At 49.9% G+C, this 23,971-nt stretch carries 22 protein-coding genes; 13 read left to right on the top strand and 9 right to left on the bottom strand.

From position 1 onward, the window contains the following. Positions 1-89 precede the first annotated feature (89 nt). Both ACN0YN_RS10200 and ACN0YN_RS10195 read right to left on the bottom strand, forming a co-directional pair. The gene (locus ACN0YN_RS10200; protein ID WP_417384900.1) at positions 90-1,388 is read right to left on the bottom strand and encodes a Gfo/Idh/MocA family oxidoreductase; all 1,299 of its coding nucleotides are present in this window, start codon (positions 1,386-1,388) and stop codon (positions 90-92) included. 33 nt (positions 1,389-1,421) lie between these two features. Then, complete coding sequence (locus tag ACN0YN_RS10195; protein WP_417384899.1) at positions 1,422-1,682, bottom strand: hypothetical protein; 261 nt, start codon at positions 1,680-1,682, stop codon at positions 1,422-1,424. A 282-nt stretch (positions 1,683-1,964) separates the two neighbouring features. Here ACN0YN_RS10195 and ACN0YN_RS10190 point away from each other — a divergent pair, with 282 nt between their 5' ends. From ACN0YN_RS10190 to ACN0YN_RS10180, 3 genes are all read left to right on the top strand, one after another. Further along, on the top strand, positions 1,965-2,564 hold the full coding sequence (locus tag ACN0YN_RS10190; RefSeq protein WP_417384898.1) for a response regulator: 600 nt from the start codon (positions 1,965-1,967) through the stop codon (positions 2,562-2,564). A gap of 215 nt (positions 2,565-2,779) precedes the next feature. After that, positions 2,780-3,475, top strand: coding sequence for a PIG-L deacetylase family protein (locus ACN0YN_RS10185; protein WP_350199418.1), 696 nt, complete (start codon positions 2,780-2,782; stop codon positions 3,473-3,475). A 35-nt stretch (positions 3,476-3,510) separates the two neighbouring features. After that, positions 3,511-4,002, top strand: a complete 492-nt coding sequence (locus ACN0YN_RS10180; protein ID WP_417384897.1) for a DinB family protein — start codon at positions 3,511-3,513, stop codon at positions 4,000-4,002. Positions 4,003-4,013: 11 nt separating this feature from the next. Here the strand turns inward: ACN0YN_RS10180 and ACN0YN_RS10175 are convergent, their stop codons facing one another. Further along, the gene (locus ACN0YN_RS10175) at positions 4,014-5,051 is read right to left on the bottom strand and encodes a hypothetical protein (protein WP_417384896.1); all 1,038 of its coding nucleotides are present in this window, start codon (positions 5,049-5,051) and stop codon (positions 4,014-4,016) included. 176 nt (positions 5,052-5,227) lie between these two features. Between ACN0YN_RS10175 and ACN0YN_RS10170 the strand changes: the two genes are divergently transcribed. From ACN0YN_RS10170 to ACN0YN_RS10130, 9 genes are all read left to right on the top strand, one after another. Continuing rightward, entirely contained in the window at positions 5,228-5,608 is a 381-nt protein-coding gene (locus ACN0YN_RS10170) for a globin (protein WP_417384895.1), read from the top strand. A gap of 29 nt (positions 5,609-5,637) precedes the next feature. Further along, entirely contained in the window at positions 5,638-6,054 is a 417-nt protein-coding gene (locus tag ACN0YN_RS10165; protein ID WP_417384894.1) for an HIT domain-containing protein, read from the top strand. 47 nt (positions 6,055-6,101) lie between these two features. Beyond that, positions 6,102-7,109, top strand: coding sequence for a Gfo/Idh/MocA family protein (locus ACN0YN_RS10160; RefSeq protein ID WP_417384893.1), 1,008 nt, complete (start codon positions 6,102-6,104; stop codon positions 7,107-7,109). A gap of 175 nt (positions 7,110-7,284) precedes the next feature. Further along, a complete protein-coding gene (locus ACN0YN_RS10155; protein ID WP_417384892.1) occupies positions 7,285-7,707 on the top strand; it encodes a cupin domain-containing protein in 423 nt (140 codons plus the stop codon). A 183-nt stretch (positions 7,708-7,890) separates the two neighbouring features. Beyond that, entirely contained in the window at positions 7,891-8,400 is a 510-nt protein-coding gene (locus tag ACN0YN_RS10150) for a hypothetical protein (protein WP_417384891.1), read from the top strand. 1 nt (position 8,401) lies between these two features. Beyond that, positions 8,402-9,745, top strand: a complete 1,344-nt coding sequence (locus ACN0YN_RS10145; protein ID WP_417384890.1) for a glutamine synthetase family protein — start codon at positions 8,402-8,404, stop codon at positions 9,743-9,745. 179 nt (positions 9,746-9,924) lie between these two features. Beyond that, complete coding sequence (locus ACN0YN_RS10140) at positions 9,925-10,662, top strand: FadR/GntR family transcriptional regulator (protein ID WP_417384889.1); 738 nt, start codon at positions 9,925-9,927, stop codon at positions 10,660-10,662. 75 nt (positions 10,663-10,737) lie between these two features. Next, positions 10,738-12,156, top strand: a complete 1,419-nt coding sequence (locus ACN0YN_RS10135; RefSeq protein ID WP_417384888.1) for a hypothetical protein — start codon at positions 10,738-10,740, stop codon at positions 12,154-12,156. Between the two features lie 135 nt (positions 12,157-12,291). Next, complete coding sequence (locus ACN0YN_RS10130) at positions 12,292-13,413, top strand: leucine-rich repeat domain-containing protein (RefSeq protein ID WP_417384887.1); 1,122 nt, start codon at positions 12,292-12,294, stop codon at positions 13,411-13,413. 53 nt (positions 13,414-13,466) lie between these two features. On the opposite strand, the gene ACN0YN_RS10125 is transcribed toward ACN0YN_RS10130, so the two are convergent. After that, positions 13,467-14,774: a Gfo/Idh/MocA family protein gene (locus ACN0YN_RS10125; protein WP_417384886.1), complete on the bottom strand. Its 1,308-nt coding sequence runs from the start codon at positions 14,772-14,774 to the stop codon at positions 13,467-13,469. 327 nt (positions 14,775-15,101) lie between these two features. Then, on the bottom strand, positions 15,102-16,889 hold the full coding sequence (locus ACN0YN_RS10120; protein ID WP_417384885.1) for an arylsulfatase: 1,788 nt from the start codon (positions 16,887-16,889) through the stop codon (positions 15,102-15,104). A gap of 205 nt (positions 16,890-17,094) precedes the next feature. On the opposite strand from ACN0YN_RS10120, the gene ACN0YN_RS10115 reads away from it, so the two are divergent. Beyond that, positions 17,095-18,627 (top strand): sulfatase, encoded by a 1,533-nt coding sequence (locus ACN0YN_RS10115; protein ID WP_417384884.1) that lies wholly within the window; start codon positions 17,095-17,097, stop codon positions 18,625-18,627. 3 nt (positions 18,628-18,630) lie between these two features. Here ACN0YN_RS10115 and ACN0YN_RS10110 read toward each other — a convergent pair whose 3' ends face one another. From ACN0YN_RS10110 to ACN0YN_RS10095, 4 genes are all read right to left on the bottom strand, one after another. Beyond that, the gene (locus ACN0YN_RS10110) at positions 18,631-19,236 is read right to left on the bottom strand and encodes a thioredoxin-like domain-containing protein (RefSeq protein ID WP_417384883.1); all 606 of its coding nucleotides are present in this window, start codon (positions 19,234-19,236) and stop codon (positions 18,631-18,633) included. A 60-nt stretch (positions 19,237-19,296) separates the two neighbouring features. Next, positions 19,297-20,976, bottom strand: a complete 1,680-nt coding sequence (locus tag ACN0YN_RS10105) for a tetratricopeptide repeat protein (RefSeq protein WP_417384882.1) — start codon at positions 20,974-20,976, stop codon at positions 19,297-19,299. Between the two features lie 219 nt (positions 20,977-21,195). Further along, positions 21,196-22,155 (bottom strand): DUF1559 domain-containing protein, encoded by a 960-nt coding sequence (locus ACN0YN_RS10100; RefSeq protein WP_417384881.1) that lies wholly within the window; start codon positions 22,153-22,155, stop codon positions 21,196-21,198. Between the two features lie 463 nt (positions 22,156-22,618). Beyond that, positions 22,619-23,596, bottom strand: coding sequence for a DUF1559 domain-containing protein (locus ACN0YN_RS10095; RefSeq protein ID WP_417384880.1), 978 nt, complete (start codon positions 23,594-23,596; stop codon positions 22,619-22,621). Between the last annotated feature and the right edge of the window lie 375 nt (positions 23,597-23,971).

The following is a 23,971-nucleotide window of genomic DNA, read 5'->3' as shown; positions in this document are numbered from 1 at the left end:
TTTATTTCCAGAGTAGTTCATGCAAAAAACCGCACCGGAGACTGACTCCGATGCGGTTTTTATTTTCTGCAACTGTAAGATCAAAATGATCAGACTTCGTTGGGAACCACGAATGGTGCGCGGTATTCACGTGTCAGATATTTATCTGCTTCTGCATCGTTCACAAACTGTTCCGTCTTGGGATCGAAGTTCAGCTGACGTCCCAACCGGAAGGCAATATTCCCCAGGTGAGCAATACCGGAACTGGTATGGGCTGTCTCGACGGGACCATTCAACGTTTCAGCCTTACGTGACCGAACAGCATTCAGGAAGTTCGTGAAGTGAGGAACGACGGGATCGTCGCCACTGTTTTTCGGACCAGGTTCCCCTTTGCGACCCAGGAAGATCTCATAGGAGTTATAGCCTTTCACAACCATATACCCTTCTGAACCGTAGAAGATATTCCCCACGGAGGCGCCCCCTTCATCGTTGGTCATCCAGGGACGAACTTCAAACTGAATCATTTTATTTTCTTCAGGATAGAAGTAATTGGTAGAGAGCACTTCGGGGGTGACCTTGTCGTCATCCCAGAGGAACTTGCCTCCCATTGCCGTGATTTGAGAAGGCAGCTTGACATCCAGACCCCACAGGCACATATCCGTTTCATGCACGCCCTGGTTTCCTACATCACCATTGCCATAATCCCAGGTCCAGTGCCAGTTATAATGGACATAACGCTGTGAGTAATTGGTTTCCTGAGCAGGTCCCTGCCAGAGATTCCAGTCGAGGTAGGCAGGAGCCTTCTCATCCGGTTTGTGTCCGATGGAAGGTCGCCAGCGAAAGACCAGACCGCGTGCCATATACACATCGCCAATCGTACCTTTGCGGAGGTGTTCGACACCTTCCTGAATCGCGGGCTGGCTGCGGAGCTGGACGCCGTGCTGCACGATCCGTTTGTATTTCTTAGCCGCTTCAATCATTTTGCGGCCTTCAAACAGATTGTGAGAACCCGGCTTTTCGACATAAACATCTTTACCGGCCTGACAGGCCCAGATAGTCGCCAGTGAATGCCAGTGGTTCGGTGTGGCTACTGTTACCACATCAATATCATCGCGGTCGAAGACCTTCCGCATATCGGTTTCGGTTTCGACTTTGCGCCCGTATTTCTTTTCGAACTCAGCGGCCCGTTTGGCAAGAACCTGTTCATCGGGATCACACAACAGCACCACATCAGCGCCTTCGATTTCACCAATCGCTTTGATATGTGTTCTACCGCGACCATTCACTCCCAGAACAGCAACTCTGATTTTACTGTTAACATCTGCCCGTGCGGCACCAGTCAGCAGGGATGTGGCTGCGACGGCCCCTGCACTGGTCTGGAGAAAACTGCGACGTGTGACCTCACTCATAATAAACCCTTTGTCTTTTGAATAATAAAAACGTCAACCGGTTTCAGGCTGAACGAAAAATACCTCCTGAGTCAATACATTATCGTAAGCTGCCTGCCCGCCAAAGTCCAGACTTTGGACTGTTGATCCTGAGCTAACAAAACTGGATATTTTCTGAAATTGTTTCTCAACAGTAGACTTAACGTTGTTTACTTTTGGCAACAACAGGCTGTCTACAGGGACAAACGGCGTTTTCAGGGTTTTTGAAGCGACCGACTGCTCCGTATTTGAACTCACGTTGAAACCGGTAAACATCGCTGAAAAATCTGTTCAGGATCTGAATGATTTATCAGAGCGTTTCCATGCGCATCGCTGGAAAATTCAACCTGCCTTTCATGATTTGTGTGATATATTTTTACAGGATCAACTATGAATCAAAAACGAATCACAACCTGTCTTTTAATCCAAGCCTGTAGTCGAATCGTCACTGCAGACACAGTCCACCTGAATTAAAGACATGACAAAACGCTTTCCCGTTTCATGCGGAGAGCGTTTTGTTTTTTCAAAACACAAAACAAGCTTAGAAAGAAGCTGCCTATGAAGGTATTAGTCGTTGATGAAGTAGGATATACCTGCTACGTGCACACCAGACTGCTCGAGGAACTGGGGTACGAAGTCATCTGTGCCTCGTCCGGATTTGAAGCACTCTCGATTCTCGAAATGGACAGTGAAATAAAAATCATGTTCTCCGAGCTCGTGATGCGCGAACTGGACGGTCTGGATCTGTTTCTCAAGGTTCAGAAACAGGAACGCTATAACGACGACGGGCAGCTGGATTCTCCCATGTTTTTCCTGCTCACATCACTCCAGCCCGGCAGCCAGTCTCAAAATCGTCAATTAGAACGACTGGAACTGGCCAAGAAACTGGGCATCACAGGTGTCATTTACAAAACACGCGACCGGGAAGAATTGAAACAGGCTTTTGGTCACAATCTGAAAGCGGCACTGGGTGAACTCTCCGAGGCGGCACCGCTTGACATTCACACCCCGGCACAGCATCTCTGTGAGATCATCAAAGACATCATTGAATCAAAAAATCTGGATGCGGCCGAAGAATTTTTCGATCTGATCAAAACACAGACCGAATACCTGGAATACTTTATTGAAAGCTCTCAGAAACAGGTCGAGACTGCTTAGCACTCGCTAGATGGTATCATAACTTCTCCGCCGAAAGTTTACCTGACAACTGCCCCTTCACCTGCTCACCTGATTACTCTCCCGTCCTTTGCACTTCAATCCAGTGAAAATCATGGTAACCTGATTACCGGCAGTGTAAGATTCATAACAGAGATAAGCGCGACTCTGTTTTTGAATCGCTTCCACTGCAACGCATTTTCACGAAATCAGAAATCATGGCTGATCAGAAAACACTCCTGGCAATTGGCGCCCACTTTGATGACTGCGTCTACGGTGTCCCGGGAATCATGCTCCAGGCTGTTGCCAAAAACTACCGTGTGGTGCAGCTCATCCTCATCGGCGACTACAGCAACTGGCCTCCCACTAAAGGCCGCGAAAAAGAATTCCGTCAGGCCGTCACACAAATCGCCAGCGAATATGGCGTGGAAACCCGGTTCCTCGACTTCGCCTCCCATCAGTACGACACAAACGCAGAAACCAAACAGAAAGTCGCCGCGGCAGTTTATGAAATCAAGCCCGACATTGCCCTGCAACTTTGGGAGTACGACCACCATCACGATCACACAGTCGCATCGCAGCTGAGTAAAATTGCCTTGAATCACGGCGGCCGTGTATTGAATGAAGATCGTTTCCGGGGACCGCGCACCATTTATCATTACGATAACGGCCCGGGACACACCATCGGCTTCGAACCGGACACCTTTGTGGATGTGACCGAATACTGGCAGAAATCCATGGAATGGCTGGGGCGCTATATGGCATTACAGAGAAATATCAAATACGATCCTTCTCAGACAAACGGTGCCCTGCAGGGAAAAGAAACACTGGCCCGCTATCGCGGACAGACGTGCCGCGTCAAATACGCTGAAGCACTCTGGGCGCCCCGCAAGCAGCCCGTCAACATACTTTAAAACTTCAAACTCTTCTGATCAGGAAACGCACTCTCATGAGCCTCGCCGAACATATCAAGTCCTGTCTGCAACTCCCCGCCTTCGTGGTCAACGGGTACCTCGAAGATCTGACGGACGCCGACCTGCTGGTGCGCCCCACAGAAAAATCCAACCACATTAACTGGCAGTTAGGACATCTGATTCAAAGCGAACACTTTCATGCGTCACAGGTCTGCCCTGACGTGGTACCGGATCTTCCCTCCGGTTTCAAAGAGCGTTACGCAAAAACAACCGCGTCCAGTGATAATCCTGCCGACTTTCTCAGCAAAGCAGAACTGGTGGAACTGATGCACAAACAGCGCGAAGTCACCCTCAATGCGCTGTCGAAACTCAGTGATGAAGAACTGATGCAGCCCGCTCCCGAAGCGGTAAGCTACCTCGGCCCCACAGTAGGATGTGTGTTTGCAGGCGAAGCCACACACTGGATGATGCACGCCGGTCAATGGTCGGTCATCAGACGCATTATCGGAAAGCAACCCCTGTTTTAATCAGATGCTTTTCAGGGAACCGCTTTCTCTTCGGGCATCGTAAACGGCTCCGGTTGAATCCATCGCGAGTAACTGCGCGGCGAAACGGGCAGTTGCTCCGCTGCTTCCGCAGTATTCACTGTGGTCGCATATAGATAACCGTTCATTTCTCCCACCAGTTGTGTATGCAGGATCTGATTTCGGGGATTCTGATGGACTAACAACCTGATGCGTCCCTCAAGGGCAGTCGCGATCTTAAAATCTCCCGCAGCCGATTCCTTGAATGTGAATGTTTTTTCGAATTCATCCCGCATACGTTGCGTCGCTCGAAATGTGCCTCCGGTAGGACTGACCACTTTTTTGCCGCGAAACAGAACATTGCGATCGTCATAGGCCATCACAATCAGATTGCGACCTTTGTCAGCCTGCAGCCAGTCGGAAAACTTTTTCCCATGCCCGTCAGTGGTGCTGAAGGAATAGTTCGCATCGAGAAACACAAAACGGTCGACTTCAGGGGGAATCGTATCAGATCCGTTCAGAAATCCCCATAAAAAGCTCCCTCCGCCACTGTGGCAGGCCAGTGTGAGCCGCGGTTCCTTGAGCGGTATCTGTTTCAGAATCCCAGCGATCACATCGCGAATCAATCGAGGATTATCAGGATGGCGGGCTCTCCATGCCGGCCAGCTCAATCCTTTTGCATTCAGGCAGACCAGAATCAAATTCTCACGCTGATTTATAGACTGCCACTGACGATGCTGGGCTGCAATGTGCTGGATATTAAAATGCCAGTCGCGCCCTTCTTTCTGTTCGCATCCCAGTGTCTGTTCCATCGTGTTTCCGTTCGGCGTAGCAAACAATACCACTCGATTGATACGCTCCGGCTTTATTCTTTCAGGACGGGGCGCAACAATGATCGCCCGCACTTCCGGCCCTGGCTTTAGATACTGATACTGCTCTGCAAACCACGGGCTCTGCTCGAAGCCGTCCCAGAGCGGTTCTGCAGCAGAGAGATTTCCACCGCAGACAACAGGCAGAAACAGAAACAACAGTTGAAACAGGTAACGCCGCATGTTGAATTCCTCAGAATCTACCACTGGAAAAAAACAAAGGTGACACTTCCGTTGAGTAGGAATCTTCCCGACCAGCTTCTAAGATACCATACACCATTGAAAAAGAAGCTTCTGAACTGGAAACTTTTAAAACGAACTTTTCATTTTACATATGAGTACAGGACACTCGAAAACAAATGAGCCCGCTTTCGGTAGAAGAACTGTTTGATCACCTGGGAGAAACACAGCTGGAACAACTGGTCGCCGCCTTTTACCGTGGCGTCCGCAGCGACGAGATTCTCAGTCCGATGTATCCCGCTGACGATCTGGACGGAGCAGAATATCGGTTGAAAGAATTCCTGGTATACCGACTGGGTGGGCCACAACGTTACCTGACAGAACGGGGTCACCCTGCACTGCGAATGCGACATGCTCCGTTCGCCATTGATCAAAGTGCCCGCGACCGCTGGATGGAACTGATGACCGCCGCCATGCAGGAAGTCAAACTGGCCGACGAGGTCAGACAGACACTGGAACCCTTCTTCGATCATATGGCAACGTTTCTGATCAATCGATAATCAACTTCCCCATCTAAAGAGCTGAAAACATGAAACTGGACGAGCGACTGAAAGCAGACTGCCATGCCATCTGTGAACTGACAGAATCGACACTGCTACTGTTGAACAATTCCCTGGTCGACTGGTTCATCCTGGTTCCCAATTGCGAAGAAATTGAATTGACCAGCCTGCCCTTCCAGCAGCAGACTGCGATTCTAGGTGAAGTCAACCTGGTTGCCCGCTTCATTGAGCAGAACTGTTCTCCAGATAAACTGAATATCGCTGCATTGGGAAATGTCGTCAGCCAGCTACACATCCATGTGATCGGACGCAAGCATACCGACCCTTACTGGCCTGCTCCTGTCTGGGGACAATCCCCCACTGAGCCTTACACCACAGAACAGGTTCAATTGATCAAAGACCAGTTCACTGCTTTTCAGAACTCAGCCAGTCACCAGATCAGTTAGTACAGACTGCAATCACTGTTACTTTTTTAATATCACAGAGCATTAGCATGACATCTCAACCACTGCGAATCGGAATTCTGGGACTGATCCACGATCACGTCTGGGACCACCTGCCTCAACTGCAACATTCTGAAAACGCGGAACTCGTCGCTGCATTTGATACGAACGCGCCTTTGCGTGAGCGAATTCAATCTGAATATGGTTGCCCCGCATACGCCACTGCAGAGGAACTGTTTACCAGTCATGAACTGGACGGCGTCTATATCTTCAGCAGTAATCAGGAAGGAGCGGCGTTAGCGATTCAGGCATTGAATCGCGGCCTGCCGGTGATGATTGAAAAACCGATGGCGGCGAATCTCGCACAGGCAGAACAGATGCTGGAAACCGCGCGTGCGCAGGGAGTCTGCCTGATGGTGAACTGGCCTTTCGCCTGGTGGCCTCAAATGCAGCATGCCGTCAATGCTGCGCTGGCCGGTGAAATTGGTGCGCTCTGGCAGGTCAAATATCGCGCCGCACATGCGGGACCGAAAGAACTGGGTTGCAGTGACTATTTTTGTGAATGGTTATTCGACCCGGAGCGCAATGGTGGCGGTGCGATGATGGACTACTGCTGTTACGGCAGCGTGCTGGCCAGTTGTCTGATGGGTTTTCCTGAATCCATTCTGGCAAGCGGCGGATCGTTTCGCCCCGAACCTCTGGGAGTCGAAGACAATGCCATCATCGTCATGAATTACCCGGAAGGCATGGCGACTGCGGAAGGCTCCTGGTCGCAAGTGGGCAAACTGACCGCTTACGCCACCGCGATTTACGGCACACAGGGAACCTATATTGTGGAACCGCAGAAAAAAGGACGCCTGATGCTGGCAACAGCCGATCAGCCTGAAGGGGCCGAAGTCAAAGTTCAATGTCCGGTGCTCTCGTTACAGACAGCGACGGAGCACTTTGCGCATTGCATCAGGACGGGCGAAACTCCCTGGGGCCTGTGTGCCCCGGAAACGAGCCTGGAAGCACAACGGATTCTGGAAGCGGGAATGCAGCAACTGAAACAGAGATAAGCTTAGATGAGTCCTGTTTTTAGAATCAGGGGCTTTCATTGCTCAGTCCAGCGTCATAGAATGGAAGTAGACAATGAGCCTGAATCCGGTTGAGTGCCGCGTTTTCAAAAGCAGTCGAACCTCAACCGCTGAGGTTCCATGAAATACGCACAGACTCTTACACAAGGATTTAATCATGTCACCGTCGCATGCAAAAGCGGGTGAAGTGCTAACCGTTTGCCCTCTCGGATCCGATCTGGAATCAACTAAAACAACAACCCTGGTCAAAACCGAAGATCTTGAGATCGTCCGCCTGATCATTAAATCAGGGAATTCTCTGCCCAGTCATTCCGCCTCCGGTGTTTTAACCGTCCAATGTCTGGAAGGCTATGTCCGTTTTAAATGTATGGGTGAAGACCATGACCTGAAAGCCGGTCAACTGATCTATCTGCCTCATGCGGAAACACACAGCGTTGAATGTATCGAATCCGCTGCGCTGCTCTTAACAATAGTACCGACCCACACCAGAAAACCGCCGATGAATACGATTGACGAAGCCTCTGATGAATCGTTCCCGGCAAGCGATCCACCGGCCTGGACCGGAGTGAAGGGGTCCTGAACTCAGATTTCAGGCCCGCTTCAAAGCATATTTTTCATCAACGTTTTTCTGGAAAAGGATCGCGTATCTTCCCAGGACAACCCGGGTCTCTTAAAATCGAGAGAGGCCTGTGTAAAAACTGGTGTCGGGGGCATCGTTTTTTCAGGGTTTGCTGTTACCCGATTACTGGACGACGAGTGCGCAATGAGAACGATTCTACTGATCATCGTATTAGGGCTTTTTTTCACAGGTTCGCAAAACCAGAAAGTGGCTTTTCCTCTCTTGTCATCTCAAGTATCTGATCTGCATGCGGCAAAACCACCAGCCCAAAAGAACGCAACGCAGGAAAAGATTTCACAGTTCATGCGGACCAAGCTGGACAGTTCTAAAGAGGTATTGGAAGGACTGGTTGTGGAAGACTTTGAGTTGATCCAGAAGGGAACTCAAAAAATGATCGAGATGAGCAATGCCACGGAATGGCAACTTGTCGAAGGTCCGATCTTTGCACAGCAGAGTTCTGAATTTCGAAATGCAGCCAAAGATGTTTTAAATTATGCAAAGAAAAAAAATATCGACGGTGCTTCCCTCAGCTATCTGCATCTCACCATGACCTGTATCGCTTGTCACAAGCAGATCAAAAAAACTGCTGTTGTCATGAATGAGCTCTTGCCCCCCGAACAGGTTCTGGTAAAACTCAAGTCAGAGAAAAAATAAGATGCAACGCGAACTTCTCGAGAAGCAGCTGCGGGAACAGAAAATTGAGCTGGTGCGTGCCATTTATGCCGGCCCTGATGGTATCACCCGTGGCAAGGCCTTTCGCCCGAGTGATCTGGATGCCGTCCTGGAAAGTGGCATTGGTCTGACCCAGGCCCAGATGTCGGTAACCGTCTTCGATCATCTCTCACCTTTGAGTCATTATCAACCGGTGGGGGAAGTCCGCATCTGCCCTGATATCAGCACGTTCCAGGTTTTGCCTTATCTGCCGGGTCATGCGCGAATGCTGGCGGATGTGAAAACGCTGCAGGGCGCTGACTGGGAACTCTGCCCGCGCAGCCTGCTTAAAGATTTTCTCCGCAAGCTATTTAAGCAAGGCATGCAGATCCAGGCTGCCTTTGAAAATGAATTTACGTTATTGGAGCAAACAGAAGCAGGCTGGGAACCGGTCGACCAGTTGAACTGTTTCAGTTCTGCTGCGATGGATCTGGCCAGTCCGTTTATTCTGCCGCTGATTTCTGCATTGGAGCAGCAGGGCATCAAAGTAGAAAAATATTACCCCGAAGCGGGCCCGGGGCAGCAGGAAATTCCGGTACAGCATCAAGCCGGGTTGCAAGCCGCCGATCAGCAGGTGGTCTTCAAAGAGACCGTTCGAGGAGTCGCGCAGGCGAACGGGTATCGTGTCTCTTTTATGCCTAAAATTTCTCCCGCCTTTGCCGGCAATGGATGTCATATTCATTTCAGCCTGTGGGATGAAAACCAGAACCTGTTCTACGATCCGAAGGGGGAATTTCATCTCTCGAAAACTGCGCTTCATTTTATGGGAGGCATTCTCAAGCACCTGCCTGCATTGATGGCATTTACCGCCCCTACTACGAATTCTTATCGTCGGTTTGTAGAGCGCTGCTGGAGTTCAAGCTACACCTGCTGGGGTCCCGACAATCGTGAAGCGACGGTCCGCGCTGCATCCGGATTCCAGGGACAGGAGGCAGCCACCGTCAATCTGGAATACCGTCCGTGTGATCCCACCTGCAATCCTTACCTGGCACTCTTGGCTCTCATCTGTGCCGGTCTGGATGGAATTGAGAACCAGTTGGATCCAGGCGATCCCGTTCTGACTGACCCGGCTCTGCTGACTTCGGAAGAACGACGATCATTGAATATAAACGCTTATCCTCTCGATCTGGAAGCTGCTCTGTCGGCGCTGGAACAGAATACAGTACTGCGGTCAGGCTTTGGAGAAAGTCGGATTACTGATTTTCTCACGATGAAACGGGCAGAAATCAGGATGATCGATTCGCTGGAAGATGATGGTGAACGCCAGGCCTATGAGTTTCGATTTTAAGCATTTGATCAGCAGATTCTGATTTTCAGCAATTGGGGAAACTACCATATTTTTCCCGATCTGGCGTCACAATGATTTTACATCAAATCAACAACCGCTTATCATTCAATTGAATAGTAATGTTATCTGCTGCAAGCCTCTTCCAGTAATACTCACCCCTTCTCCCGATGCAGGTCACTATGCCGGATCTCTCGACTACTGTCTCGCAAGATACGTTTTTTCCATCCTCTCCCCAGAGCAGTCAAGTTGCAGAAAAGATCTGTAAACAAATCCAAAAGGAAAAGCTCACTCCCGGAACCTTTCTGGGAACCGTTCAAAGTCTGACGGATCAATATGGGGTTTCACGCTCTGTCATCAGGGAAGCTGTCGGCACACTTCGTGGATTGGGCATTGTCACCGGACGCCCGAAGGTGGGAATCTCGGTTGCCCAGGGAGATATTGGTTCCATCCTGCAGAAAGTTCTGATCCCCCAGGTATCACAACATAAAGGCTGGCTGGAAATCGCCCGCTTCCGCGTTGTGATTGAAATCGGGGCAATGCCACTTGTCGTGGAAAACATCACTCCTCATCAGCTGGAACGGCTGCAGGAACTAATTTCGGAACAGTCTGAACTTCTCGAGAATCAGAACCTGAATCCCGAATTTCTGCTCAAGGAATTTTCACAGAAAGATATGCTGTTTCATGAAATCCTTCTGACTGCTGCCGACCAGAATCTGATTTCTCAGTTTCACCAGGTCGTCTTGAATTATTTTCAGCAGGGAACTCACCACTTTCCTCCTCCCACCCGACTGTTTGTGGAAGACCACCAGCTGATTGTTGATGCCATCAAAGCCGGGGATTCTATTCTTGCAGTAGAACGGATGACTCGACATCTGCAACCGGTTCTCACCATGATCAGTTCCCTGACAGAACATTAACAGAGCATACTTTTCTAAACCTGAAAACACTATCTGAAACAGAAGCGCATCTTTCATTGAAGTAAGGTCTTTTCCATGAAATCAGTTCTGACTGTTCCGATTCTTCTCTGTACTTTGTCCCTGCAATGTCTGGCTGAAGACAATGCCCTTGATATAGGCAGCAGGCGTGAGCTCTTTGTAGATCGTTTTCTGATCGATCAACTCAATAATGTTGAACTGAAGCTGCATTCACCACAACTCATGCCCGCTGTGACTCCACCACGGCCTCACGGTCATTATGCTACAGTTTTGAAATCAGACAGGGGGTATCAGTTTTACTACCGCGGTGATACCAAACCTGGTAATCACTGGAAGCAAGGCTGGGAGCAGTATCACGAAGGCGAAGTCACCCTGTATGCAGAGAGCCCGGATGCGATCCACTGGACACTGCCTGATCTCGGCCTCTACCCCGACCATCCGACATTTCCTGCAGGAAACGTGGTGTTGATGAATGAGTTTCTGGTCAATCACAACTTCACTCCGTTTATCGATACCCGCCCAGGTGTTCCTGAAGCCGAAAAGTACAAGGCTCTGGGAGGACTGGCTTACCAGCCCAATCAGCACCTGGATGTCAAACAACGCCGCGGACCAGGAGGACTCAAAGCCTTCACTTCTCCCGATGGCATCCATTGGAAACCACTTCAGGAAAAGCCGGTCATACCAGAGGAGTGGGGGAAATATTTTGATTCCCAGAACTACGCGTTCTGGTCTGAAAGCGAGCAGGCGTATGTCTGTTATTTTCGTCGCTTTATCAAAGGCTATCGTGGCATCGCCCGCACGACTTCGCAGGACTTTATCCACTGGACCCCGCTGGTCGAAATGCAGGCAAATCTACCGAACGAACACCTTTATACCGCCTGCACGCAACCCTACTTTCGTGCCCCGCATATCTATTTCGCTCTGCCAACCCGGTTCATGGCCAACCGGGGCGCAGCCACCGACATTCTGTTTATGAGTGCCCGTGGCAGTGCACAGTTTGACCGCGAATTCACACAGTCCTATATCCGTCCTGGAATCGGTCAGGATGGCTGGGCGAACCGGGCCAACTACGCTGCGATCGGCATTCATCAGACCGGCCCTGCAGAGATGTCGTTTTTTCTCACAGGTGGTCGTCGTTATGTGACTCGACTGGATGGAATCGCTTCTGTCAATGCGCCTCTCGCCGGGGGAACGCTGGTGACCAGACCAATCAGGTTTTCTGGTGATGAACTGGAGATCAACTATTCCACCAGTGCCGCCGGACAGATTCTGGTGGAGCTGCAGGACGCGGAAGGAAAGCCACTTCCCGGCTTTACACTGGAAGATTGCGAACCGATTTACGGTGATCACATTGCCCGTATCGTGAAATGGAAAGCAGGTTCCGATGTCTCCAGCCTGGCCGGCAAACCGGTCCGACTTCGCTTTGAGATGCAGGACGCCGACCTGTTTGCATTGAAATTCAATCCCGCACTGTAACGCAGAGTCTGACTGCCCCCTGGATTTCGACAAAAAACGGAAATGCCGTCGAGCAGTCGGTTTTGACTCTTCCTGAGAATCGGTATGCTTAGTGCAAGAAGTCTATTTTTGCTACTTTGCTTGAAGGATTATCCAATGAAACCATCTCGAGAAGCGATGATTCTCGTATTCTGTCTCACACTGATCACCGGTTGTGCTGAAAAAGCCGAAGTCAAACCGACTGCTTCCAAAGAGACAGCCAAACCGGATGAAGTCACTCCCCAATCCAATGTGCCGGAAAACGAACTCAAAGCCGCTGAGTCGCTCAAAACCGCCGGTGCGAAGTTAAAACTGGATAAAGAGGGCTACGTGATCGAAGTCGATTTCCGAGGTACAAAAATCGATGATGCAGCCTTAAAAGACATCGCAGGCTTATCCCGCCTCCGTTCTCTGCTGTTAAATGAAACCCCCATCACAGATGCTGCCCTCGAACCGGTGGGAAAGGTGGCGACACTGGAAAACCTGGATCTGAGAAACTGTTCTCTGAACAACAAAGCCATTTCTTATCTGACAGGTCTTTCAAAGCTCAAAGCACTGCGACTGTCCGGCAACTCGGATATCGATGACGACGCCATGGCAGACATTAACCAGTTAACCAACCTGAAAGCATTGATGCTCGATTTTCTCTGGGTCAGTGGCGATGGCCTGACTCAAATGAAAGATCTGAAGAATCTGGAAGAACTCTACCTGGCAAAAACGCTGGTTGATGATGAAGGACTGGCGACCCTCACCCAGTTCCCCAAACTGAAGAAGACAAGACTTTCACAGAACCAGATCTCGGATGAGGGACTGGCTGTGCTGGCACAGATTCCCCAGTTGGAAGAGCTCGATCTAAGTGAAAACAGCCTGCTCTCTGATGCAGGCATGAAACATCTGTCCGGGCTGGGAGAATTGAAGAAGCTCAATCTCTGGAGGGTCGGTCTGACCGATGATGGCGTTGAACCTTTGAAGGGACTGACAAACCTGGAATGGCTGAACCTGGATAATACCCGTCTGACTAATGCCGGTCTGAAATATCTCAAAGACATGCAAAAGTTGGAATTTCTGCACCTCGGATCGACGGCAGTTTCTGATGAAGGATTGAAAGACCTGGAAGGGCTTACCAGTCTCAAAGATTTGAAACTGACTCGAACGGCGGTCACCGAAAAAGGGGTTGCTGAATTGAAGAAGAAACTGCCTAATACGGAAATTCAGCTGAAGTACATCGAAGGCCAGTAAGTCCGGCTCACCCAAAACTGAGGAGCCGGACATTACCCCAAAGGCTTCTCAGATTAAACCACTTCCCAGCCGGCACGGTACTCTTTAGTAATGTACTGGTCGGCTTCGGGACAGTTGGTGGCTTTCAGGCTGGCAGCATCCCAGTCCAGTGCTTTCTTGGCACGGTAGGAGACATTGCCCAGCAGCACTGATTCAGTCAGAGCACCAGAATAATCAAAGTTGCAGGTTGTGGGAGAACCATCTTTGCAGGCCTTGATCCATTCGGCATGATGACCGATCGAATTGGGAATCGTCTGTTTGGGAGGCGTAAAGTCAGCAAATTTTTCCTTGGGGAATAACTTGTAACTGCCGTAGTTGGCAAACATGCTGCCTTCCGATCCGACAAACATCACTCCACTGCCGGGAACGCGCTCGCCGGCAACTTTTTTCGGAATCATGTTTCCGTCGTACCAGGTCAGGTTGACGGGAACCAGATCTCCCCGCTTGGGGAACTTGTAGCGAACCGTCAGACCGTGCGGACAGGCTTCCGGATGAACTTCAGGACCTTCCGCTTCACAATGCGTGGGATGACGCAGTTTCAAAGCCCAGAATGGCAGGTCCATGTAGTGACAGGCCATGTCGCCCAGCGTTCCCTGACCGAACTGCCACCAGCGACGCCATTGTGCGGGATGGTAACGTCCTGCAGCGTAGGGACGTTCGGGAGCTGGTCCCAGCCACAGATCCCAGTTCAGATTTTTGGGAGGAGCCTGAGTTTCTGTGGGCAGATCTCCACCTCCCCAGCCTTTACCAACCCAGACATGGACTTCACCAATATCACCCAGAACACCGGACTCTACAATCTCAACCACACGACGATAATTGTCGCCGGCGTGAATCTGTGTTCCCAGCTGAGTGGCAACGCCCTGCTTCTTTGCTTCTTCTGCAATGATCCGTGCTTCCTGAACCGTGTGGGTCAGAGGTTTCTCACAATAAACGTGCAACCCTTTGCGGATCGCGCGGATGGTCGCGGGAGCATGATGATGGTCGGTCGTACCGATCACGACGGCATCAATTTTTCCTTCTTCGCTTTCCAGCATTTCACGATAGTCGGCATACAGGCGGGCATTCGGAAAACTGGCAGAGGCACGATCGAGATAGTTGCTGTCCACATCAACCAGTGCAACGATATTTTCACCTTTAACACCATCCACGTCAGCGGCAGCGCGGTTTGCTGTCCCGATGCAGGCGATGTTCAATTTCCCATTAGCAGACTTCGAAGCCGCAGGAGCAACTCCCGTCCAGACACCGGCTGAGATCGCAGCGGCACCAGCTGTAGTGGTCTTTAGAAATTCGCGACGGCTGAAATTTGAATTCTTTTGCATTAATCAATCCCATTTAACGAGGTCAGGCATAAACGAAGATGACTGACGGGTGTGAGTATTGATTGACTGTCAGAGTCAATTCATCTTGGTTCGGAAAGCATCTGTCTTACAGTTCCTACGTGCCGGGAATCAATGCGCTGGAGGTTTTCCCAGGGAATCCGGCAGAAAAGGTAACAGCACTCACCCTATATATTAATATTCCTTATTTATGGTAATTTGAATCTGCATCTGTGACCATTCCAGATGCTGCCCGTTTTTCACTTTCTTTGAGAAAGTACCGTTTGAAAAACCAGCCCCACTTACCTCATTCCCTTTGAATTCAACAACTTAAGGAGCAGTCGACTCCGAAGACTTTTGGGTGATGTAAACCATTTTCGGTCCACGTTCGGTCTTACCTTCTACAATTTTGATATCGATGGCCTGTTCCCCCGCATGCAGGGTCACGTTCTGAAAGACATGTTCCTGCTTTCCCGCCGGAACTTCTGCATGAAACAGATCGTGGCCGACCTCTGCTGTAATCTCAACAGCGGACTGATCCTGCTCTTTACCGAACAGCACTTTGATATCATAAGGCCCTGTCTGTTCTATGGTCACCAGCCACTTTCCTCGCGCATCACTGGTCCACCCCTTGCCTTTGGGTCCTGAGTAACGCCAGTCCTGTCGAGTCAGAACTGTCGTCTCTTCTTTCGGGTTCCCGATATGAATCCGGGGTGGGGCGTAATTATCGGGGCGTGTGGAACTCACTTCCTGAAACCAGTTGTTGTACTGTTCTGTCAGGTGGGAAGCCAGTTTTGTTTTTGTCCCCGCCAGATCCTGACGTTCTGCCGGATCATCCTGCAGATGAAACAGCTTGCCTGGCTCATCCGGTTTGGAGAACGTCATTTTATAATCCTGCGTGACCACCGCGGCATTCGTCCGGGGATGAGGTTCATCTCCCCGGTGCCACTGCAGAAACAGAGATCGTTCGGGCCACTGACCGGCATTATTTTTCAGGAGAGGCAGCACATTGACGCCGTCCAGCTTTAACCCCTCTGGTTTTTTCACCCCGGTGGCTGCCAGGATGGTAGGAAACAGATCGTAATGGGCGGCAATCGTGGAATTCACAGTCCCCGCTTTGAGTTGAGCCGGCCAGTGCGCAATCAATACAGAGCGGATGCCCCCTTCATTCACACTCCCCTTCATTCCACGATGTTCGCCCACGTATCGTGGACCATTCGGACCGTTATCATTAAGGAACAGGACGAGCGTATTGTCCAGGGCACCGATTTTTTTGAGATGCTGATATAGTTTGCCGATATTCTGATCAATGTTCTCGATCATCGAGAAGACTCGCGATGTTTTATCGAACTGTTTTTCATTTTTGCGTTTTGGATTTAAATCGAAGCCATATGCGTCTGTCAGATCCATTGCCTGGTATTTTTTGCGAAGACCTTCAGGCACATCATCAAACGGGCCATGCGGTGCATTGGTGGCGATATACATGAATGTCGGCTTGTCCTGCGATTCATTCTGCTCGATGAATTTCATTGCATGATCAAAATAAATATCCGTGCAATAGCCGTGCATCTGTTTCTTTTCACCATTGTGGAACAACACAGGATCGGTATATTTTCCGGCCCCTTCAGGCGGATCACTGGGCTGCCCGATGCCGCCTCCCCGATGTACGAGCACTTCCTGGAACCCCTGATCCTGTGGCCGGAGCGGATACGAATCTCCCAGATGCCATTTACCGAAGATGCCCGTACGGTAGCCGGCAGGTGCGAGTGCTTCGGCAATCGTCACTTCAGTTGGCTCCAGCATGGCGCGACCAATGTAAGTATCGATGGCCCGGGTACGATAGTTGTAACGCCCTGTCATCAGGTTGGCGCGGGTCGGCGTACAGACCGGACTGACATAGAATCGGCTGAGTCGCGCCCCATTCGCAGCCATCATATCCAGGTTAGGCGTGCTCAGATGTTTGTTCCCCTTGAAACCATAATCCCAGCCCCCCTGATCGTCGGTCATGATCAGAATCACATTGGTATGCTGCGCCGCCTGAAGTTGCGTCGTCAGCAGAGAGACAGTTGTCACAAGCAGTAATGCATAGACAATTCGACAATTTTTCAGGTAAAGCATGATATCGGATCCGGAGGCAAGGATGGAAATATTGAATGCGGGTTATCTGGAGTGAATCTCGCGATCCCAGGCTGTCAGAGATTTTAAATCGATGAAAGGCGCTGGTATAATCTCAGTCTATGCATTTCATCGGGACTCTGCAAACAGATTCTTTGCCGCCTCCCCAAAAAGCAATTGACCTTTCCATTTTGAAAGACGGGAACCCATGCAAGCGAAGCGCTTCTGCTGCCTGATTCTGTGTCTGACTGCGATTCTGAATACAGCCCGGGCAGACGAAAAACGCCCCAATATCCTCTATATCATGTCTGACGACCATGCCGCACACGCCATTGGCGCGTATCAGAGCAGGCTGGCAGTCCTGAATCCGACACCCACACTGGACCGGCTGGCCAGTGAAGGCATCCTGCTGAAAAATGTGTTTTGCACCAATTCGATCTGCACCCCCAGTCGTGCCACCTTGATGACAGGACAATACTCGCACGTCAACGGCGTCACCACGCTCAACGGTGCGATCGGACCGGAAAATCAGCACCTGGCAAAACTCATCAAGTCAGCGGGCTATGAAACAGCGATGGTCGGCAAGTGGCATCTTAAAAAAGAGCCGGCTGCATTCGACTTCTATACGGTACTGCCGGGACAGGGCAGTTATTTTAATCCCGTCTTTCGAGTCCGTGGCCCCCTGCCCTGGCCGAAAAACGAATTCCGCACGGGTGGGTATGACTCAAAACATTCCTCCGATGCAATCACGGATATCTCCCTGAAATGGCTGAAGAATCGAAAGCAGAAAGACAAACCGTTCTTCCTGATGCATCACTTCAAAGCCCCGCATGACAATTTTGAAAATGCGGAACGCTATGACTGGTTGTACCAGGATGTCGCTGTTCCCGAGCCTGATTCACTCTGGCACCGTGGTCAACATGGACCGTTGCACCATGCTCTGTATGGCACTTCGATCGGACCTCGCAATGAGCGACGAAACATGGGCCATCACATGTTTGTAGACCCACTTCTTTCTTCTGAGCAATATACACGGGAAGCGTATCAGCGTTATCTGAAGAAATACCTGCGCTGTGTGCGCGGCGTTGACGACAACATTCAACGCCTGGTGGAACATCTGAAACAGACGGGCGAACTGGACAACACGATCATTATTTACACCGCGGATCAGGGTTTCATGCTGGGCGAACACGACTATATTGACAAACGCTGGATGTATGAAGAATCATTACGGATGCCTTTCATTGTTCGTTACCCGAAATGGATCAAAGCAAATTCGAAAAATGAAACCATGATCAACAACGTGGATTTCGCACCGACCATACTGGAAATGGCAGGCGTTGAAAAACCCGAATTCATGCAGGGACGTTCATTCCTGCCGATCCTCAAGGGCGAGGATACTCCTGCTGACTGGCCCGAAGCAACCTACTATCGCTACTGGATGCATATGGCTCACCATGACAATCCGGCCCATTACGGAATCCGTACGAAAGACTTCAAGCTCATCTTCTTCTACGGCCTGCCTCTGGATGCCCCCGGTGCTGTTAAAACTCCGACATCTCCCTATTGGGAACTTTACGATCTGCGCAAAGACCCACATGAAATGCAGAACGTGATTGCAGACCCCGCTTATCGGGATGTGCTTGACAAACTGAAAGGTCAGTTAAAGCAACTGAAAAAACAGACGGGAGACACTGACGAACGTTACCCGGAACTGCAGGCTCTCGGCAACGCATCCTGATATTTACTTGCCGGCATTTTCAGCTGAGTCTGTTTCAGGAAATAGTTTCGTTAAGGCGTCAGCGATCGATACTTCGCCATAGAGACGATCTGGATTGACATTCCCCAGAGTGACAGCCAACTCCCCTTCACGATTATAAATTTGACAGAAGGGAAGTGTGCTGCCTTCGATCCCATACTTTTCGTCACGTACTGCATCTGGCTTGACCGTGCTGATGAAGTTCTCAAAGGGAGCACGCTGTTCGGTTAAATACTCAATCACCGACTTGCGATTACTCTCATTATCTTCATCCAGATTAATTGCCAGGATCACCAGTCCTTTGTCCGCATACTCCTGATGCCATTGACTTAAATGATGAAATGAGTCCAGGCACATCGGACACCAGGTCGCCCAGTAATCTACAAACACCACTTTCCCGCGATGTTTTTCAATTTCTGTCGGCAGGGATTCGGGTGTGATTTCCTTAAGTTGAATTTCAACCGGTGGCAATGACTGAATCAGAGCCTCACGCGCAGTCAACGGTTGCTCTTCTGGCTCCGGAGACTCAACTGAACCGCAGGCTGAAAGTAAACAGAGCATCGTTGAGCAGAGAATCAGTTTTCGTATCATGAAAGTTACCATTGGATCCAGATCAGAAAAATCAGTCAGTTACATTAAAATATAATATCATTATTCGAGTTGAAAACGCTGCATGACGCTATGAATTTCGCGTTGTTTCTGTTTTGTCGCGGATTTCAGTTTCAAAGCTTCATTCAGATAACGGGCAGCATGTGCGGGTTGATCCTGTTGCAGATAGATATCAGCCAGTGCCAGATATGAAGGCAGATGCTCGCGGGAGAGTTCAATGGCATGCTCGTACGATTGAATTGCCTGCTCGGCATTACGCTTGCCCCACCAGGCGTTTCCCAGATTATGATATACTCCGACCTTCAGATGCTGCAACTTTCCATCCAGCAGTTTCAGTGACTGCTGATACAGTTGGATCGCTGCATCATATTGTTGCATCGTCACCAGATCGTTGGCCTGGTTAATCAGAGCTCCTGTAAATTCAGGGTCAATTGCCAGAGCTCGTTCATAACAGGCGATCGCTTCTGCAAACTGACCATGACTGGCGTAAACCAGTCCCAGATGCACATGAGCAGTCGGCGACCGGGGGTTCGTATTCACCCATTGCCGAAAAAAAGTCTCCTCGTTTTCAAAATAAAAACCACGAATCCCGCTGATACAGGCCAGACACACCCCCGCCAGCAGGCCTGTGATGATAAACAGTTTCCGCACCAGAAAACGATCCCAGTACTGACTGACAATTGCCGCGGTCAGCGCCAGGGGTGACAGCATTGCCAGGAAAACGTAACGTTCTGAAAAGGCGCATTCCTGTTCCAGAATATTGGAGGTCGGCAGAATCATCAGCAAAAACCAGGCCCCCCAGAAACAGGCAGACCGGCCCAGCTCGTCTGATTTCCTTCGCACAAAATAGACGAGTATCCCCGTCAGCAGTAATGCGACTGAGATACGAACCGGATCGAACCAGACTTCAACAGGCGGCTCATACACCAGCTCCACGAACGGGAAAAAACTGGTCTGCAGTGAATACAAAAGCGAATAAAACGGCCCCAGTGGCTGCTCTGCCAGCATGAGTTTCACTTCCGTTCCACTAAAGAGCAGCCAGCGCAACAGCAGGTACCCCACTGTGAGCAACAGAAAAGGAGTATAACGCCGTAACCAGTCTGCCTTCTCCTGCTTTTCCGGCAGCCCCGTCAGTTTCAACCAGTCTGCGATCACAAATAACACAGGCAGCACAATCGCCTGTTCTTTAGCAAGAAATGCCAGTCCGCAGGTGATGACGGCCCACCAATAATGCTTTCGCGTCCCTTTCAGGAAGCACCAGGTGGAAAGCAGGATCAGAGCAGCTGGTAATAATGTTTCACGCCCCGAGGCGACAGGATAGACGCAGGAAGAAGCCGCGGGATGCAGCCCAAACAGAGCTACGGCAAACAGAGCTGGAACGACCTGGATTTTAAACACAGGTAAGCGGATCAGCAGCCAGGCAACGCCGACAGTGGTCCCTGCCAGAATCGCATTGAACAGATGAAACCAGCGGGCATCATCCCCATGCAGTGTTTTCTGGAACATGATCGATGCCCGGGTCAGAGGGCGATAGTAAGGCAGCGTTGGAAAACTGGGTTCCGTGAAGACCATAATGAGATCATCGACTGATTCCACAGGCTGCTGTGCCAGTACCTGTTCGGAGTCATCATACAGAAAGGTGTTCGCATAGAAGGAGCCGTACAACGCGGAGATAACGGAAATGACTGCAAGTAAAATCAGAGTTTCCGCTTTACGAGTCATAACAGCCTGTTCGGACAAGAATAGTTTCTAAGTAGTCGCCTGAACCAGCAGTTTTGATACAGGACCTGGAACAGATAAGATAACTGATCCTGCGATGTAGGTACAATGAAAAACGAAAACCGCCCGCTCCTGTATCAGGAAAACGGGAACGGGCGGGCTAGCTACACTCTGATCGTATCAGAGCTGGCTTTTAAGGTTTCAATTACATACTACTCAGTGTCACTGATTGATACTGACGACGTTCCCGTCACTGAACGTATGCAGGTTCTGCCATGTCAGTCCATCAATACTGTCACCAACAAAGTGTACCGAGCCGTCCACCATCAGAGCGTGGACCCCACCGATATGCCAGCTGCGGGCAATCCCGGAATTGGAACCACCAGAACTGGTACCGTTACAGCCATTTGGCGTCGACAGATTGAGAATCGTATAGGCAGTCCCACCCAGTGCGGGTTCCGCCCAACCATACTTGGCCTGATATCCCGCTCCTGTAAAGCCACAGCCTGCATCTTTCGTCCGGTTCTGAGCGAACTCGGAAAATGAGATCGTATTGGACGTCCCATCTGTGATCAGACGCAGCTTCATTGCAGGATGGACCAGCGTTGTTCCCGCTTCAGTTAACAGACCATTTCGTTCGGCAAACACTCCGGAAGTTCCATGCTGTCCACAGAATCCGGAAGGATGTGTCGAACCGGCCCCTGGATAATTGTGCGTTGCCAGACCATTGCCATTGACAGAAGAGTCATGGGTGCGATTGTCGCTGGGACAGATGTAGACCGGAATCTGAGTGGCTCCAGCAGGTAAATTCGTGGCATCATCATAGCGCAGGCTCATGTTGATTTGATTATAAACATTAGCCTGATCGATATAAGGCAAAAGCATGGTATGCAATGTATGAAAACTGTGAGGTATTCCGGTCGTATTGTATGCGGAAGCAGAATACGAACCGCAGCAACAGCCTCTCCCGTTCGGAGAAATAGTAGCCCGCGGAAAGACTTCCGCAGTTCTATCGAGATAATTTGCCAGTGCCAGGCCAATTTGCTTCAAGTTATTTTTGCAGGAACTGCGGCGAGCCGCTTCCCTGGCCTGTTGCACCGCCGGCAAGAGCAATGCAATCAGAATGGCTATGATGGCAATCACAACCAGTAGTTCAATTAACGTAAATGCCTTGCGAATCATCTTAAAGATCACTCCTTCAACAGCTAATACAGAATTTGAATCAGATGCTGAAAAAGATTTTACGATCCTGGCAAAATCAACAGTTTCTACTGGAATTAAATCGACATAAATCAAACTGACTCGAGAGCGCCATTATTTGATGAACCGGTAAATAATTATTTAAAGTACAGTCAGACCGATGAACTATTTACGTTCCTCTGCAGTTCCTGACAGGTTCGGCCTTTCTAAGAATGTGGTTTTCCTCCTTTCAATTTCTCATCTACATTCATGGGAACGTATGAGCTCACAATACTTAGAAGAACAAATCTCTTCCGGCAATCCCTTTTCTTCCACAGATCGTGGTAAGAAAAGTTAAAGTTGAAAGGTCTGAAGATGGATTTCCACCTTCAGACCTATTGAGCGGCTCAACTGGTATCTCTAATATCTCAAACTGACCCGGGTCAGATCAAGAGTTTTTCAACCATTATTGATTAATACTGACAACCTGACCATCACTAAATGAATGCAGATACTGCCAGGTTGGACCATCGATGCTGTCACCAACAAAGTGCACTGATCCATCCACCATCAGAACGTGAACGCCTCCGACATGCCAGCTGCGGGCAATCCCGGAGTTAGAACCGTTGGTGCTGGTACCGTTACAACCATTTGGTGTCGATCCAGATCGGATTGTGTAAGCGGTTCCACCAACGGCTGGACGAGCCCAGCCATATTTTGCCTGACTGGTTCCAGTTGTAAAACCACAACCGGCTGTTTTTGTTCGGTTCTGAGCGAACTCGGACATGCAGATTGTGTTAGAGGTTCCATCGGTAATCAGTCGCAGTTTCATAGCGGGATGAGTGAGTGCCGTTCCGGCTTCATTCAACTGTCCATTCCGTTCTGCAAACACTCCTGAGGTTCCATGATAGCCACACAATCCATAAGGATGTGTCGAGCCAGCACCTGGATAGTTGTGGGTCGCCATCGTGATTGTATCACCGGCTCCATTTGTAACCACGTTTGTGTCAGAAGTCCGGTTATCACTGGGACAGATATAAACGGGAATCTGTGTTTTGACAGCAGGACCATTGACAGTATCATCATAACGCAGGCTCATATTGATCTGGTTATACACAGTTGCCTGATCCAGATAAGGCAGCAGCATCGTATGCATCGTATGAAAACTGTGTGGCACTCCCGTTGTATTCAGAGCGGTTGCGGTGTAATTCTGGCAGCAACACCCTTGTCCGTTTGCGGAAATGGTCGCACGGGGAAAGACCCCCGAAGTTCTATCGAGATAGTTAGCCAGCGCGAGGCCGATCTGCTTCAGATTATTTTTGCAGGTACTGCGACGGGCTGCTTCACGCGCCTGTTGCACGGCTGGCAACAGCAACGCAATCAGAATGGCGATAATTGCGATTACCACCAGAAGTTCAATTAATGTAAATGCCTTACGTTTCATCAAGTGTCTCTCCTTCTATAAAAAATAATAAGCTTAAATTAGAAATTGATGACGAAACAATGTTTGACACCTTGGCAGATAATGCTGTCTCAGAAAACATCGAGCGGCGATGAAACTGACTTTGGAGAAATATTGCGGAAGAGGCGGGTAACTATTATGCGATAGAGGTTTTTATCTGGTTTTGAGATCAGTCAGTTAGCGAAGACACAATTTAACTTATTGCCTGTAAAGGGTCTGGGTCTCGAGTCGTTACTTGCCTCCTCTGCTACCGTAATGGAAATGAATAATAGACATGAATCCTGAAGTCGTTTCTCACTCCAGGAAAAATCAGCCAGACTGACTGGAATTGGCACATCAAACGATAAGCCAGCCAGC

The organism is Gimesia sp. (genome assembly GCF_048260065.1).
Classification (GTDB): domain Bacteria; phylum Planctomycetota; class Planctomycetia; order Planctomycetales; family Planctomycetaceae; genus Gimesia.
Note: the sequence above shows the minus strand (reverse complement) of the source record. Positions and strands in the feature narration are given on the sequence as shown.